Consider the following 15,609-nt stretch of genomic DNA (forward strand, 5'->3'; position numbering starts at 1 on the left):
ATAGGCTATAAAGGAAGTGCTACAGTGCTAAGAATATTATTAGAAAGTCGTTTCACGAGGTGGCAGAAAGAGCAAAGAGTAGTGTTTGTACTCCCGGGTAAAACCCAGTGACCTACGGGCCGCCGTAAAGCAACATTCCCGCCTTATGGTGTTGTCAATCTGCTTAGCTTACCCGGGGATTTTTTATGTTCGTAGAAACCCCCGGGCCCTTTACCGGGTTATAGCAGGCTACCCGTTGCTTTCTCTTGTCTTTCTGCATGAAGTATCAGCTTACCTCAGAATTTGAACCTACCGGCGACCAGCCACAGGCCATTGCGCAACTGGTGCAGGGAATTAATAGCGGGGAACACGCACAGGTATTGCTGGGGGCCACAGGCACCGGCAAGACTTTTACCATGGCCAATGTTATTGCCGAAACCGGCAAGCCGGCCCTGGTGCTGTGCCACAACAAAACGCTGGCGGCGCAGCTCTATGGCGAGTTCAAGACATTTTTTCCCAATAATGCCGTCGAGTACTACATCAGCTACTACGACTACTACCAGCCGGAGGCCTACATTGCCAGTACTGATGTTTTCATCGAGAAAGACCTGGCCATCAACCAGGAAATAGAAAAACTCCGCCTGCACTGCACTTCCTCGCTGCTGAGCGGGCGGCGCGATATCATTGTTATTGCCTCGGTGTCGTGTATTTATGGCATTGGCAACCCCGAAGAGTTTGCCAAGAATGTTATTTACCTGGCGCCGGGCCTGCGCTACTCGCGCAACAACCTGCTCTATCAGTTTGTGCAGATTCTGTACTCGCGCACCGAGGCAGAGTTCACGCGTGGCTCTTTCCGCGTGAAAGGAGATACCGTGGACGTATTCCCGGCCTATGCGGACTACGCCTACCGGATTTATTTTTTTGGCGATGAAATCGAAAGCATTCAGAAGATAGATCCACAGAGCGGCAAAAAGCTGGCGGATGAGAAAGATGTAACGCTGTACCCGGCAAACCTTTTTGTAACCGGTAAAGACACGCTGAATCAAGCCATCAAGGAAATTCAGTTTGACATGATGCAGCAGCATTCCTACTTCGAGAAGGAGGGGCGTGACTCAGAAGCCAAGCGCATTATGGAGCGCACGGAGTTCGACCTGGAGATGATTCGGGAACTGGGCTACTGCTCCGGCATTGAGAACTACTCGCGGTATTTTGATGGGCGTGAGCCGGGCTCGCGGCCCTTCTGCTTGCTGGATTACTTCCCTAAAGACTACCTGCTGGTGGTAGACGAAAGCCACGTGACCATGCCCCAGATTCGGGCTATGTGGGGCGGCGACCGGAGCCGTAAAGTAGCCCTGGTGGAATATGGCTTCCGGCTGCCTTCTGCCATGGATAACCGCCCGCTTACTTTTAACGAGTTTGAAAGTATGTACCAGCAGGCGGTGTTTGTGTCAGCTACCCCCGCCGACTATGAGCTAACCCAGGCTAATGGCGTGGTAGTGGAGCAGATTATTCGCCCCACCGGTCTGCTGGACCCCGTTATTGACGTGCGCCCCAGCGTGAATCAGATTGATGACCTGCTGGACGAAGTAGATAACCGCGTGAAAATGGGCGACCGGGTGCTGGTAACCACCCTCACCAAGCGCATGGCCGAGGAGCTGCAGAAATACATGGAGCGCCTGGGCATCAAGTCCAGCTACGTGCACTCCGATGTGAAAAGCTTGGACCGGGTGGAAATCCTGCGGCAGCTGCGCCTAGGGGAAATTGACGTGCTCATTGGCGTAAACCTGTTGCGCGAAGGACTGGACTTGCCTGAAGTAAGCCTGGTAGCCATTCTGGATGCCGACAAAGAAGGCTTCCTGCGCGACCAGCGCAGCCTGATCCAGACCATGGGCCGCGCTGCCCGAAACGACCGGGGCAAGGTGATTATGTACGCCGACCGGATTACGGGCTCCATGGAGCGGGCAATGGAGGAAACCAACCGCCGCCGCGCCACCCAAATGGCTTACAACGAGAAGCACGGCATAACCCCGCAAACGGTGAAAAAGTCGCGGGAAGCCATTATGGGGCAAACGTCTTTGTCTGACTACCGCACCATTGAGCCGAAAGCTTACGTGGGTCCCAGCGAGGAGTCGGCCCTGTCACTAGCGGCCGAACCTGTGGTGGCCATGATGACGAAACCAGACCTGGAGAAGCTCATCAAGCAAACTGAAAAGCAGATGGAAGCTGCCGCCAAAGAGCTGGACTTCCTGCAGGCCGCCAAGTACCGGGACGAGCTGGCGGCTCTCAAGCAAATGCTAAAGATGAAGCGTGACTAGTAGGATGCCGGATAAATGGATAGGTTTGTTTTTCTAACCTATCCATTTATTAGTCTGATGATGTTCTCAAGCTCCCGTATTCTATTGGCTGTTTTGCTGTTGGTAGGCTCATTCTCTGCCCGGATCGGTCTGGCGCAGAAAGCTTCTACGCAGTACATGCAAATCTTTTATTCCGGTTCCCAGACCACTATAGGGCCCGTTATTCGGTTTAGCCCGGAGTTTAAAGCACAGAAGGAAGTGTCTTTGGCGAAGCCGGATGAGTTTATGAAGCTCCATTCACCTACGAGCGGACTGCTTGCTGAGCCAGGTCAAATAATTGAAGCGACGGTAACGACTACCCATGTTGATGGTGATGGTAATACCTACATAGATGGAAAAAAGCAGACGTCTCAACAGTTGGAAAAGCTCCGGAAGCAAGGGAATGATGAACAAATGAGCCGCGTAAACGAATACGCCCGCATTGTCTCAGAGCATAATGACAATGTCACCTCCTTGCTCAGCAAAGCCCTGAACGATGCTGCCGCTGATGGTTGGGAAGTAGTAGAAATGGCTTCAATTCAGAATGGCGGATTAGTGTATTTGCTGCGGAAGGGCAAGAAATAAGCTAGTAAGGAGGCCGGCCATTTAGGCGTGTAAAAAGCAAATATTCATTTGGCATAATATTAGGAGAGAGGGTTAAGCATTGTTCATCAGAACAATGCTTAACCCTCTCTCCATTTTTGCTATGAAAACAGCGGTACGCCTGGGCCTATTCCTCATCTTTTCCGGTGCGCTACATACCACGGCGGCGCAAACCCAAACCCCGTTTCCGGTGGTGCCCAAGCTCCCCGAAACAGCTTTTCAATCGGTGAGTAGTCATACGTTGGTACCCTCCAGCAATGGCGTGCGGTTTCAGTACCAAATGGTGCACTTATACAACGACGAAGCAGTGTTCTTATCACCGGCCTGGCAGGGCCGTACCAAGCTGGAGCCACCCAAGCGCGGGCTGTTTACGCCGTACGTGCCCGATGCGCTAAACTCATTGCTCATCCAAACGCTTAATGAGTTGTCGGCAGCTGGGTGGGAGATAGTGGATATTCAATCCTCGGTACAGCCAGTCGGCGCCAAGCAGCAAATAGAAACAGATCTGGCATATAACGACCCCCAGCGGCCTGCTTATACGGCCAAAACCTCTATTGAAACCCTGACCCAAACCCGCTATCTGCTGCGCAAGCCACTTGCCAGGTAGCCACAATAGGCGCTGGCACTACTGCTCCGGCCGCGAACTGGGCTTATCGTGCTTCATCTTAATCACGCTGATGCGGCCGTTGCGTTCCAGTACTACTTTTTTGGCCTGGGTGGTAGCTTCCAGTCCGCCACTGTCGCGCAGGCCTTCGGCCAGGTCGTTGCGGGAGATACTGGTGCGGCGCAGGTTGTGCAGGTGTAGCTCCCCGTTTTCTACCAGCACCCGCGCTTTGCCTTTAATGATCCGTCCCACAAAATCGGAATAGTAGGCGGCAATAGCCAGCAGCCGATGAAGCACCACAAATACGGTGGCCGCAATAACCGTGGGCCAGAACGGTGAGGCGGCAACTATAGCCCGGCTGAGCACGGCACCCAGAATAATTTTCAGCACCATATCAAAGGCGCTACCGCTGCTGAAAGCCCGCGTGCCTGCCAACCGAAGCTGCGCCAGCGCCACAAAAAAGACTACCACCGCCCGCATAGACATTTGCAGGGCGGTAATATCATCGGAATGCACGTGTAAGCCTAAAAGCTCATTTAGCTCCTCCATCAGGCAGAAAGAAAAGTCAGATAGTTGCTTGACCTACGCAGCCTTGGCTATAGTAGCCAGGCGCTAAGGCCGGGTTTGCCTATATACCCGGATGCAAACCTTGGAGTTACTACCCACCCTGCCTATTGACGGGCGTATGGGTTTTGGCTTATTTTGGCAATTGGTCTTATTCACATCCTGTTGCTAAACTCTATGAATCGTACACTTACCCGTTTTGCTGTGGTGCTGGCCCTGGCCCTTACGCCACTGATGCCTGGCCCGCTGGCTGCCAAAGCTGTTGCCGGCACCGCGCCATCTTACACCTACATGCACATGACCACAATCGAATCGGTGGTGGCAGGTGGTTTGGGCCGCTCCCGCATCCTCTTCACCCCCGAGTTCAAGGGCCAGAAAGAGGCCACGCTGGAAAATTTGTTCAGTCTGACGGGTATCAACATCAACAACGTGCGCACCAACGAGCAGGCCATCGTGCAACTCCTCAACGATATTACTTCCGAGGGCTGGGAGCTGGTGCAGGCCGTGCCGCTCACGCAAACTTTGCAGAGTGCCGGTACCACGGGCCAGGGCATTTTCCTCACCCGCTACACCTTCCGTAAGGCAAAGTAAACCTGCTCCCCAACACCTATATTCTATCAATTAAGAAGGCCCGACTGTTTAACAGCCGGGCCTTCTTGTTGACTAGGTAACTGCTTAATTACTGGGTGGGGCCATTATCGACTTGGGCTTCGAGAGTGGCATGCACACCGGGGGCCACGGCCGAGAGCAAATCATAGCCCGTGGCCGCTTCCAGGGCATCCATGCTGGACCGAGGTGCCTCAGCCCGCCTGTTCAGTAGAGGAATTGTGCTCCTGGCCGTTCAGGAGGAACTCCCGTAGGCGGTTGATGTGGCGCTTTATCTCCATAATGCGCTCCTCCTGCTGAATGCTCCAGTAGCCCTGGCCGCGGCCTGCCATGCTGGTGAGAAGGTTCTTGCGTTCCTCCATCATGCGCAGGGCCACCCAAAGGGTTTCTTCCAGGGCATGCTGCGTGCTTTCCAGTAAAGATTCTGCGGCAAAAGCGTGGCCGGTGTGGCAGCGGTAGCGAAGCACACTGCCTTCCGTAAGCTGCCACAGCGAGCCGCCACAGTCGGGGCAGGTAAGGGGCACGGGCGTGCCCAAACGCTCTATATCTTCTGTTTCTCCCACGATGCGCTCCGCAATAGCGGCCTCCATTTTGATATCCTGAGGAATAACGATGGGGCCGGATGGTGGGGTTTGTACAAGTTGCGTCAGCAAAGCGCCCATTTCCGCCAGCGGCACCACATAATCAATAGACACGTTGATGAGGGCACTTTCCGGCATACTGGAAAACTCGGCATCATCGGGGTCCTGCACCACGGCCCGGCCGCCGGACCGCTTAATCTGCTCCAGGCCGGCAGTGCCATCATGCAGCATCCCCGTTAAAATCACCCCAATAACCGCCGAGCCATATTGAGCTGCGGCCGAGCGAAACAGGGCATCGGCCGCAGGCCGGTAGTTATTTTCCCGGGGGCCTTTGGTAACCATCAGCGTCCCGTCGCGCACCAATAGGTGGCGGTCAGGCGGGGCCAGGTACAGGGTGCCGGCTTCCAGTTTGTCGCCGTGGCTGGGCAGCAGGCATCGTAAGGTGGTGTGGCGCGCCAGCCGGTCTACCAGATGTTGGCCGAAGGACTCCGGCGCAAAGTGCTGCACTACCAGCACGGCTGCCGGTAAGTCGCCGGCTAAATTGCTGACTAAGCGGGTAAGTGCCGGCATGCCGCCCGCCGAGGCACCAATGACAATGATATGTTGAGGATCTTTCACGAGTAGTTGGAGCAAGGCATAAAAGCGGGAGGGCGGCCCCATCTGCTACCTGCTTTCCCAACCTACGCACCGACCTGAATTCGGTTTACAGCCGGGCTTTTCAACAGGGAGCATAGTCGGAGGGGTATCGGCCTAAAGTGAGGTTTATGCGTACTTTTGAAGTAGAGCGCCGCGGCCAGTTATCTTCTCGTGGTCCTCGGCCTGTTGCTATGCCTGCTACCACTCCACTGCCGGAAGAAAAGCCCACCACGGGGCCTGTTTCCACCCAAACCCCACCGATAGACGCCAAAGTGTCGCGGGCACAGCTCCACCGGGCGCAGGCCCAGGGTGATGGCAGCGAGAAGTTTCCTATTGTAGGGCTGGGTGGCTCGGCGGGCTCTTTAGATGCGTTTGAGCAGTTTTTCCAGCACATGCCCCCCGACAGCGGAGTAGCCTTTGTGGTGGTCATGCATCTGGCACCCGAACCGGAAGGGCAGCTGCCGCAGGTGATGCAGCGCTTCACGCGCATGCCCGTGCTGGAAGCCGCCGATGGGATGAAAGTGCTACCCAACCACGTGTATGTCATTCCGCCCGACCGGGACATGAGCATTCTGCACGGCACGCTGCTGCTGTTTGCGCCCACCCAGCCCCGGGGTAAACGGCTGCCCATCGATTTTTTCTTTCAGAGCCTGGCAAAAGATGTCCGGGAGCGGGCCGTGTGCATCATCTTATCCGGCATGGGGGCCGATGGCACCCTGGGGCTGAAAATGATAATGGAAAACTTTGGGATGGTGATGGTACAAAGCCCCGAAACGGCGGAATACGACTCCATGCCACGCTCGGCCATTGCCACCGAGTTTGTAGACTATGTGCTGCCGGCCGAGCAGCTCCCGAATAAGCTGCTGGAATATCTGCACAAGCCTGTAATGGCGCGCCCTCGCCGCGAAACCACTGAGTCAGCCTCCCGCCCGGCCCATGCCCTGCAGAAAATATTCCTGCTGATCCGGGCCCAGACCGGCCACGACTTCAGCTACTACAAGCGCAACACCGTGTTCCGGCGCATCGAGCGCCGCATGAATTCCCATCAGATCAAGGAATTTACCCATTACGTGCGCTTTCTGCAGGAAAATCCGCAGGAAGTTGATGCCCTGTTTAAGGAGCTGCTGATTGGCGTAACCAAGTTTTTCCGGGACCCGGATGCGTTTGAGTCTCTGAAAAACCACCTGATACCGCTGCTGCGTAAAAAGCCGACCGATAGTGTTATTCGGGTATGGGCGCCGGGCTGTTCTACCGGCGAAGAAGCCTATTCCCTGGCCATGTTGCTGCTGGAATGCCTGGATGGCATTGACCCTGGCCTGTACCTGAAAATTCAGATTTTCGCAACCGATATCAACGCCCAGGGCATCGACTTTGCCCGCATTGGTCTGTATCCGGAAACCATTGTGGCCGACATCAGCCCGGAACGGCTGGCCCGGTTTTTCACCCGGCAGGAAGCAGGCTACCAGATTAAGAAGGATGTGCGGGATTTGGTCATTTTCGCCCTGCACGATATCAACAAAGACGCGCCCTTTACCCGGCTGGACCTGCTGTGTTGCCGCAACCTGCTGATTTACCTGTCAGCCGAGCTGCAGAAAAATCTGCTGCCGGTTTTTCACTATGCTCTGAACCCCGGCGGGCTGCTGTTTCTGGGCCCCAGTGAAAACCTGAACGGCTTTCAGGATTTGTTTGCGCCCTTGGATATTAAATGGAAGATTTCCCGCCGCAACGATGTCGTCTCGCCGGTTACCCGCCTCATCAATTTCCCTTTCGCGCTTTCCCGCCAGCAGGTCGCCTCGCCGGCTGCGCCTAGTCATATGACCTCTTCCTCCCCCCGCAAAGAAGGGCCTTTTGCTTCCTTGGTGCAGAAGGTAATGCTGCGTGCCTTCACACCGCCGGCCGTACTCATCAATAGCAAGGGCGAAATCCTGTATGTAAACGGGCGCACGGGCCGCTACCTGGAGCCTGCGCCCGGGCTAAGCGTGCTGAATATTTTTGAAATGGCCCGCGAAGAGCTGAACTACGAAATCAGCGCGGCGGTGCACAAGGCCACTACTACCCGCCAGAGCGTGGTGGCAGACCATGTAAAGGTGAAAACCGATGCGGGCTTCCAGCTGCTACGCATTACCGTTACCTACCTGACGGAGCCCGAAGAGCTGGCCGGCCTGCTGCTGGTAGCGTTTGAAGACCAGCCCACGCCCAAAAAGGTGCGCACCGGCAAGGCAGGGGTAGACACTGGTATTAGCCGGGATTCTGTGGTGGCGGCGCTGGAAAAAGAGTTGCAGTTTACCAAGCACCGCCTGCAGACCACTATTGAGGAAATGGAAAGCAGCCTGGAAGAGCTGAAAAGCACCAACGAGGAGCTGCAGTCGGCCAACGAGGAGCTGCAGAGCACCAACGAGGAGGCCATGACCAACAAGGAGGAAATGCAGAGCCTGAACGAGGAGCTTATGACGCTGAACATGCAGTATCTGAGCAAGACCGAAGAGCTCAGTCAGGCCGCCAATGACATGAAGAATCTACTGGATGCTACCGAAATAGCTACTATCTTCCTGGACAATGATATGGTCATCAAGCGCTTCACCCCATCGGTGGCGCGCATCATGCACCTGCAACCAACCGATATAGGCCGACCCATTACCCACTTTGCCAACAACCTGCGCTATACCAACCTAGTGCAGGATGTAAACCAGGTGCTGGAACGCCTCATCAGTACAGAATCTACGGTGCAGACGCATAGCAATGAGTGGTATGCCATGCGAATTCTTCCCTACCGCACCCTGGACAACTACATCAGCGGGGCCGTTATCACCTTTACGGATATCACCGGCATGAAACGCCTGGAAGAGCAGCTGCAAAGCACCCGGCGCTATGCCGAGAGCATTGTGGAAACCGTGCGCGAGCCGATGCTGGTGCTGGACCATGAGCTGCGCGTATTAACCGTAAGCCAGGCCTTTTCCGATGAGTTTGGCGAGGAGCCCGCCAGCGGGCAGCCTTTGCAGGAGCTCAGCAATGGTGCTTGGCGGCAGCCCATGCTGCGCGACAACCTGATGAGCCTGCTTAACGGCCAGAGCCCCCGCTTCGACGACGTTCCGCTGACGCTGCCGGCCTACAGCCCCGGGCAGCCCCCCCAACAGGTGCTGGTGTACGGCCGCCGCATCCACAGCGAAGGCCACCCGACCGACCGTATCCTGCTGGGCATCAGACCCGCCTAGCTGGAGTGGCGCAAAAGCTCCAGCTTGCGTATAGCTATATTGTTGTCCACCGCTCTTAAGAACCGCTTCTTAATTTCGCTATGGATGTTCCCGGCTCTACTTCGCTTACCCAATTAGACCCGCAGGCCGCTTTGCGGGAGCTCCGACTACGCGCCGAGCGCCGGCAGCTGGCTACCCAAAGCCTGGCCTCAGACACGGCGCCGGAAGTGCAGCGACTGGTGCAGGAGCTGCAAGTGCATCAGATTGAGCTGGAAATGCAGTACGAAGAGCTGCTGATGGCTCAGGTGGAGGCCGAAAACTCCCGGGCGCAGTATGTAGACCTCTATGATTTTGCCCCGGTAGGATACTGCACCTTAACGGCCGATAGCACTATTCTGCAGCTGAACCTGCGGGCCGCCCAGCAGTTGGGCACCGTGCGCCAGCAGCTGCAGGGGCGCCGCCTGGCGCTGTTTGTGGCCATGAGCTGCCGTCTGGATTTTAACCGGTTTTTAGAGCAGATACTAAGTACCGACTCCCGGCAAACCACTTCCATGGAAATGCTCCGGGAAGATGGCACGGCCCTGTTTGTACGCCTGGAAGGCAGTACAGCTACGAATGCCCTGGGCGAGCGGCACTGCCGCCTGGCCCTGATTGATATAACCGAGCAGCAACGCGCCTCGCAGGCCTTGGAGCTTAGCGAGCGGCGTTTCCGCACCTTGTTTGAGCGAAACCACGACGGTATGCTGCTCATGCGTGATAACCGGATTGTGGATTGCAATGCCGCCACGCTGCAGCTACTGGGGCTTACGGACAAAAAACAGCTGCTGGGCCAGCATGCCGCTGCCTTTTCGCCTAAATACCAGCCCAATGGGCGGCTTTCCTCTGCCTGGGCCGATGAGCTGTGGGAGCAAACCTTGCGCCAGGGCTACTGCCGGTTTGAATGGTGCCGCCTGCGCCATGGTACCGAGGAATTCTGGGAAGATGTGCTCCTGACGGCTATTCCGGAAGTGGGCGGCACCATCGTCCACGCTGCCTGGCGCGATATTACGGAGGAAAAACAGGCCGCCCACCGGCTGCGGGAAAACGAGGAGCGCCTGCAGGAAGCCCTCACGGCCACGGCTATGGGTATTACCGACTGGAACCTGACCGATGACCTGCTTTACTGGGATGCCCGGGCTCAGGAAATCTTTGGGCACGTCTTCGATTCCAACCCCGTACCCACCAGCATGGCCCTCAGCCGCCTGCACCCCGATGACCGGCCCCGGTTGCTGGACAACATCCGAAAGCTGCGCCAGGGGCAGCTAGCGCTGGATACTGAATACCGCATCGTCAGGCCCGATGGCACTATTACATACGTGTCTATGGTAGGCCGCATGTTTACGGATGAAGACCACCCGCGGGGGCGGCTGCTGGGGCTGGTACGGGATATTACCACCCGCAAAGAATCGGACGAGGAGCTGAACTATAAAAACCAGCTGCTGGAGCACATTCTGGTCAATCTGCCAGTGCTGCTGAGCCGCCTCACCCCGGAGGGGCGCTACCTGGAGATGATTGGGGCAGGACTGCAACGGCTGGGCCTGCAGGATAACGAGCTGGTAGGGGCCAGCGTGTTTGAAGAGTTTCCGGCGCTGGCCAAGCCCGTGCGTAAGCTACTGGCCGGGCAGCCGCTCACCTTCATTGGCACGGCCGAATACCAAGGCAAGCCGGTGTTTTTCCAGAACTATGGCTTCTTTGAGGCGCAGCGGCAGCAGGGAATTATGTTTGCCATTGACGTGACGGAATCAGAGCTGATGAAGGAAAAAATCCGTCAGGAGCAGGAGTTCACTAAAAGTCTGCTCGATAACAGCGTGGACGCCATTATGGCCTGCGACGCCGACCAGCGCGTAACCGCCTGGAACCAGCGCGCCGCGCGGCTCACCGGTATTCCGGAGGCCGATGCCCTGGGCTGCCCCCTGCTGGAGCTGCTGCCGCACCTGACGGATAATACTGTTTTCCAGAGCCTGTTGCGTCAGACCCTGGCCGGTACTGCCGGGCACCAGTTAAACTGGACCGGCCTTTCCCCGCAGGGCGCTTTCGACCTGCACCTGCTGCCCCTGCACCAAAGCAACGGCCAGGGCGCCCTTATTCTGGCCCGCGACGTAACCGAGCGCAATACGCTGATGGCGGAAACCACGGACCTCAAGCTGCGCCAGCAGCAGATGGTGCTTTCCACCATTCTCAACACCCAGGAGGAGGAGCGCCGCCGCATTGCCGAGAGCCTGCACAACGGGGTAGGCCAGCTGCTGTATGCCACCAAGCTGAATCTGGATATGCTGCCGGAGTCGGCGCAGAAGCAGGCGGCGCATAATCTGCTGGGTGAGGCCATCCGGGCCACGCGCACCATTTCCTATGAGCTGACGCCCGGGGTGCTGGAGAACTTTGGGTTGAAGGTAGCCCTGCAGGAGCTGGTGAAGCTGATTCCGCGCAGCCTGCCGGTTGATCTGAACCTGAGCGGGCTGGAAGAGCCCCTGCCCCGGCAGCTGCAAACGGCTATCTACCGCATGGTGCAGGAACTGCTCAACAATGTTATGAAGCACGCGCAGGCGCGGGAGGCCTTTGTTTCGGTGGCGCGGGAGGATAACTATGTATACGTGAGCGTGGAAGATGATGGAGTGGGTTTTGATACCAGCACTCCGCGGGCATCGCACGGCATTGGGCTGGCCGGTATCCGTACCCGCGTAGCCCTGCTGGGCGGCTCTCTGAACATTCATTCCCGCGTGGGGCAGGGCACTACTATTTCCCTAACCCTGCCGGTACAGGAGGATCTGCTGCCCGCAGTACCAGAAGAAAACCAACCTTAAGCAGATAGGGTATATAAGGCTATGTCAACCATCTACGGCATGGCGCTATTGCCAGCATCTGCGTAAGCTTGCCTGTTGTTGCGCAAACTTTCCGGCGCTCCTGTTTATTTCTGATACTCCTGCCGTTTTGCCTGACTCCTCCGCTTTTTCCAACGACCTGCTCCAAACGGTACTGGACGTCTCGCTGACGGCTATTAATCTGTTGCGCCCCCTCTACGACTCCAGCGGAAAGCTAATAGACTTTGAGCTGGAGTATCTGAACCTGGCCGCTCAGCGCATGGTAGGGCTACCAGCCCGGCCCGGGGGCACGTTGCGCACCCACTTTCCCGAAACCCTGGATAAGGGGGTATTTGCCTTCTACTGCCGGGTATTTGAAACCGGTGAGGCGGGCCAGTATGAGGTGAATTACCAGGCCGATGGCCTGGATAACTATTTCCGCCTGGCCGCCCGGCGCCACCAGGATGTGCTGGTCGTCAGCTTCACGGATACCTCCGACCACGACCGTACCCCCGTGGAGCAGGCCCTGCGCGCAAGTCAGGTCCGGGAGCAGGCGGCCCGCGCCGAAATGGAAGAACAGCGCGAGCAGCTGCGTAACATCCTGCATCAGGCCCCCGTGGCTTTCAGCTACCTGGAGGGGCCTGATTTTGTTATTGCAACGGCCAATCCGCTGGCGTGCAAGATGTGGGGCCGAACCGAAGCGCAGGTGTTAGGCTTGCCTTTGCTGCAAGCCCTGCCGGAGTTGCATGGCCAGGGGTTTGAGCATATTCTGGCCAATGTGGTCCGCACCGAAACGCCTTACATCGGCAAAGAAGCGAAGGTATTGCTATGGCGAAACGAGCAGTTAGACGCCGCTTATTTTGATTTTGTCTACCAGCCCCTGCATAATCAGCAGAATTTCGTGACGGGCGTAGTGGTGGTAGGCATAGAAGTGACCGAGCAGGTGCATGCCCGGCGGCAGGTGCAGAACCTGAATGCCGACCTGGCTATTGCGAATGAGGAGCTGGCCGCCACTAATGAAGAGCTGCATACCTCTAATGAGGAGTTTCTGAACAACAATGTAGCGCTGCTGAGCGCGCAGCTGGAGCTGCAGAAACTGAACCTGGAGCTGGAAGCCCGGGTACAGGAGCGCACCAATCTGCTGTTGCTGGCCCAGGCCGAAGCCGAGCGGCAAAAGGAGCGACTGGAGCGGCTATTCATGCAGGCGCCGGCTGCTATTTGCATCCTCAATGGGCCGGAGCTGGTGTATGAGCTGGTAAACCCCGGCTATCAACAGCTGTTTCCGGGCCGCCGGCTGTTGGGTAGGACCCTGCTGGAAGCTATGCCTGAGCTGCAGGACCATGCCGTGTACCACACATTCCGGCAGGTATATGATACCGGCGTAACACACGAAGAAACCGGTATCCTGATTCCACTGGCCCGGCCCGATACCGGACTGCTGGAGGACCGCTACTTTACTTTTATTCAGCAGGCCCGCTTCGATGCCAATAGCCAAATTGATGGCGTACTGGTGTTTGCTTTTGAGGTGACCCAGCAGGAACAAAGCCGCCTGCGGGCCGACCAGCTACAAACCCAGGCTCTGGAAGCCGCGCAGCAAATAGTAAGGAAGCGCGAAACCATGTTCCAGGTTTTCGAGCAAACGCCAGCCAGCGTTGCCATCCTGCACGGCCCTCAGCACCGCTTCGAGTACGTGAACCCGGGGTACCAGGCGTTGTTTCCGGGGCGGGAGCTGGTAGGGCATCCTTTGGCTGAAGCCTTACCTGAGACGGTGGAATTTGGCTTTGTAAATCTGCTAAACCAGGTATACACCACGGGAGAGCCTTTCTTTGGCACCGAGCTACCCTTGCAGGTGCGCGCCCCCGATGGCCGGCTGCTGCCGGAGGAGTACTATACCTTCACTTATCAGGCGTATCAGGAGGCTGGAACCACAGTGGGGGTTTCCATCTTCGCTTTCAACGTAACGGAGCAGGTGCTGGCCCGCCGCCTGCATGCCAACCAGCAGGCCCAGCTGCAGGCATTGTTTGAGCAGGCTCCGGTAGCAGTTGCCATTCTCCAGGGGCCGGAATATGTCATTGAGGTAGCAAACCCCCGCGTGGCGGAAATATGGGGCCGCAAGCCGGAGCAGGTAATAGGAAAGCCCATTTTTGAAGCCCTGCCGGAAGTGCGCGACCAGGGTTTCAAGGAGCTAATGGACCACGTGGTAGCTACCGGCGAGCCATTTATGGCCCAGGAGGTAACCACGTTGCTGGAGCGCAACGGCCAGTTGGATACCGTGTATCTCAACTTTGTTTACCAGCCCCTGCGCGATGCGCAAGGCCATATCGGCAGTGTTGCCGCAGTGGCTACCGAAGTAAGCGAGCAGGTAACGGCCCGCCAGCTGGTGGCCCAGGCCAACCAGCAGCTGCTGACTGCCAACGCCGAGCTGGACAACCTCAACCAGCAGCTCGTGCGCACCAACGTAGACCTGGATAACTTCATTTACACTGCCTCGCACGATTTAAAAGCTCCTATTACCAATATTGAAGGCCTGCTGCAAACCCTGGAAGACGAGCTACCGGAGCAGCAGCGCACGCGCGACGTCAGCTACGTGTTAGAGCTGATGCATGATTCCGTCAACCGTTTCAAGCGCACCATAGAGCACCTGACGGATGTATCGCGCCTGCAAAAGGAGCACGACCCCGTCTTCACGCAGGTAAAGCTGGCCGAAGTGGTGGAAGATGTGCTCCTGGACCTGGCGCCACTCATTCAGGAAGTGGGCGCGCGCCTGCACGTAGAAGTACAGAATTGCCCTTCTATTGCCTTCTCGGCCAAAAACCTCCGCTCGGTGGTGTATAACCTCGTCAGCAATGCGCTAAAGTATCATAGCCCGGAGCGGACGCCCTTAGTCAGCCTGCGGTGTTTCCCGGCCGAAAAATACCTGGCCCTGGAAGTGCAGGACAACGGTCTGGGCATCGACCTAAGCCGGGAGCGGCAGCCCTTTCAGATGTTTCAGCGCTTCCATACCCACGTAGAAGGCTCTGGCGTCGGGCTGTACATGGTCAAGAAAATGGTGGAAAATGCCGGTGGCAAGGTGGAGGTACTCAGTCAGGTAGGCGAAGGCTCCACCTTCACTGTGTATTTCCCCCAATAATGCCTGGGCACGCTTCCTGGTAGATTGGGAAGGTGCAATGCGCCCCAGAGGCTCAGCCAAAAGGCCCGCAATAGCGGGCCTTTTGGGTTCATGTAGGTAGCTGAGTCTGGCTAGTACCAGTCGGGGGAGCCTGGCTCTGTAGCCTGGCCGGGCTCCAGCCGCCCCCTCACCTGGGGCGGAATATAGTTCTGGTCCTGCTCGCTGGGCAGAGGAAGCAAATCCTCGGAATAGTTATTTGGCTGCCGAACCTGGTCCGTGCTTTTCCAATCCGATTTTGGTGTGCTGGGTTTGGATGTGGGCTTGCTCTTCATGGTACTGACTTTGAAAGAAGAAAGAAACCTTGGGAGAGAAGGGCTATCCTTGAAACGTAAGCTTTTATTTGAAGGATATCATCTTGCCCAAAACCACACATTTTCAGTGGTTTTTACCACGTCTCCGAAAATCCACTAATGCTGCTGCGGGAAATCCGGGAAGCAGGAAAAAAGCCCGCCTGTTTAGAAATATCATAAAGCGAAGTCAGCTCCGATAATGTTGGGCAGTTGCCT

General features: G+C 56.8%; 10 protein-coding genes. 7 read left to right on the forward strand and 3 right to left on the reverse strand.

What is annotated here, in order from left to right:
• Positions 1-257 precede the first annotated feature (257 nt).
• The 3 genes from uvrB to Q4G72_RS04170 all read left to right on the forward strand — a co-directional run bounded on the left by uvrB (position 258) and on the right by Q4G72_RS04170 (position 3,522).
• Entirely contained in the window at positions 258-2,294 is a 2,037-nt protein-coding gene (gene uvrB, locus Q4G72_RS04160; protein WP_303310172.1) for an excinuclease ABC subunit UvrB, read from the forward strand.
• A gap of 15 nt (positions 2,295-2,309) precedes the next feature.
• On the forward strand, positions 2,310-2,897 hold the full coding sequence (locus Q4G72_RS04165) for a hypothetical protein (protein WP_303310173.1): 588 nt from the start codon (positions 2,310-2,312) through the stop codon (positions 2,895-2,897).
• Positions 2,898-3,018: 121 nt separating this feature from the next.
• Positions 3,019-3,522 carry a hypothetical protein gene (locus Q4G72_RS04170; RefSeq protein WP_303310174.1) on the forward strand — a complete coding sequence of 168 codons (504 nt, stop codon included), beginning with the start codon at positions 3,019-3,021 and terminating at the stop codon, positions 3,520-3,522.
• Positions 3,523-3,540: 18 nt separating this feature from the next.
• Here the strand turns inward: Q4G72_RS04170 and Q4G72_RS04175 are convergent, their stop codons facing one another.
• Complete coding sequence (locus Q4G72_RS04175; RefSeq protein WP_303310175.1) at positions 3,541-4,068, reverse strand: DUF421 domain-containing protein; 528 nt, start codon at positions 4,066-4,068, stop codon at positions 3,541-3,543.
• 192 nt (positions 4,069-4,260) lie between these two features.
• Between Q4G72_RS04175 and Q4G72_RS04180 the strand changes: the two genes are divergently transcribed.
• A complete protein-coding gene (locus Q4G72_RS04180) occupies positions 4,261-4,674 on the forward strand; it encodes a hypothetical protein (RefSeq protein WP_303310176.1) in 414 nt (137 codons plus the stop codon).
• 209 nt (positions 4,675-4,883) lie between these two features.
• On the opposite strand, the gene Q4G72_RS04185 is transcribed toward Q4G72_RS04180, so the two are convergent.
• The gene (locus Q4G72_RS04185) at positions 4,884-5,888 is read right to left on the reverse strand and encodes a chemotaxis protein CheB (RefSeq protein ID WP_303310177.1); all 1,005 of its coding nucleotides are present in this window, start codon (positions 5,886-5,888) and stop codon (positions 4,884-4,886) included.
• Between the two features lie 209 nt (positions 5,889-6,097).
• On the opposite strand from Q4G72_RS04185, the gene Q4G72_RS04190 reads away from it, so the two are divergent.
• The 3 genes from Q4G72_RS04190 to Q4G72_RS04200 all read left to right on the forward strand — a co-directional run bounded on the left by Q4G72_RS04190 (position 6,098) and on the right by Q4G72_RS04200 (position 15,064).
• Entirely contained in the window at positions 6,098-9,118 is a 3,021-nt protein-coding gene (locus Q4G72_RS04190) for a chemotaxis protein CheB (RefSeq protein ID WP_303310178.1), read from the forward strand.
• An 80-nt stretch (positions 9,119-9,198) separates the two neighbouring features.
• Positions 9,199-11,937 carry a PAS domain S-box protein gene (locus tag Q4G72_RS04195; RefSeq protein ID WP_303310179.1) on the forward strand — a complete coding sequence of 913 codons (2,739 nt, stop codon included), beginning with the start codon at positions 9,199-9,201 and terminating at the stop codon, positions 11,935-11,937.
• Between the two features lie 127 nt (positions 11,938-12,064).
• The gene (locus Q4G72_RS04200) at positions 12,065-15,064 is read left to right on the forward strand and encodes a PAS domain-containing protein (protein ID WP_303310180.1); all 3,000 of its coding nucleotides are present in this window, start codon (positions 12,065-12,067) and stop codon (positions 15,062-15,064) included.
• Between the two features lie 110 nt (positions 15,065-15,174).
• On the opposite strand, the gene Q4G72_RS04205 is transcribed toward Q4G72_RS04200, so the two are convergent.
• A complete protein-coding gene (locus tag Q4G72_RS04205) occupies positions 15,175-15,375 on the reverse strand; it encodes a hypothetical protein (RefSeq protein WP_303310181.1) in 201 nt (66 codons plus the stop codon).
• Positions 15,376-15,609 lie beyond the last annotated feature (234 nt).

It is taken from the genome of Hymenobacter sp. BT730 (genome assembly GCF_030542105.1).
GTDB lineage: Bacteria > Bacteroidota > Bacteroidia > Cytophagales > Hymenobacteraceae > Hymenobacter.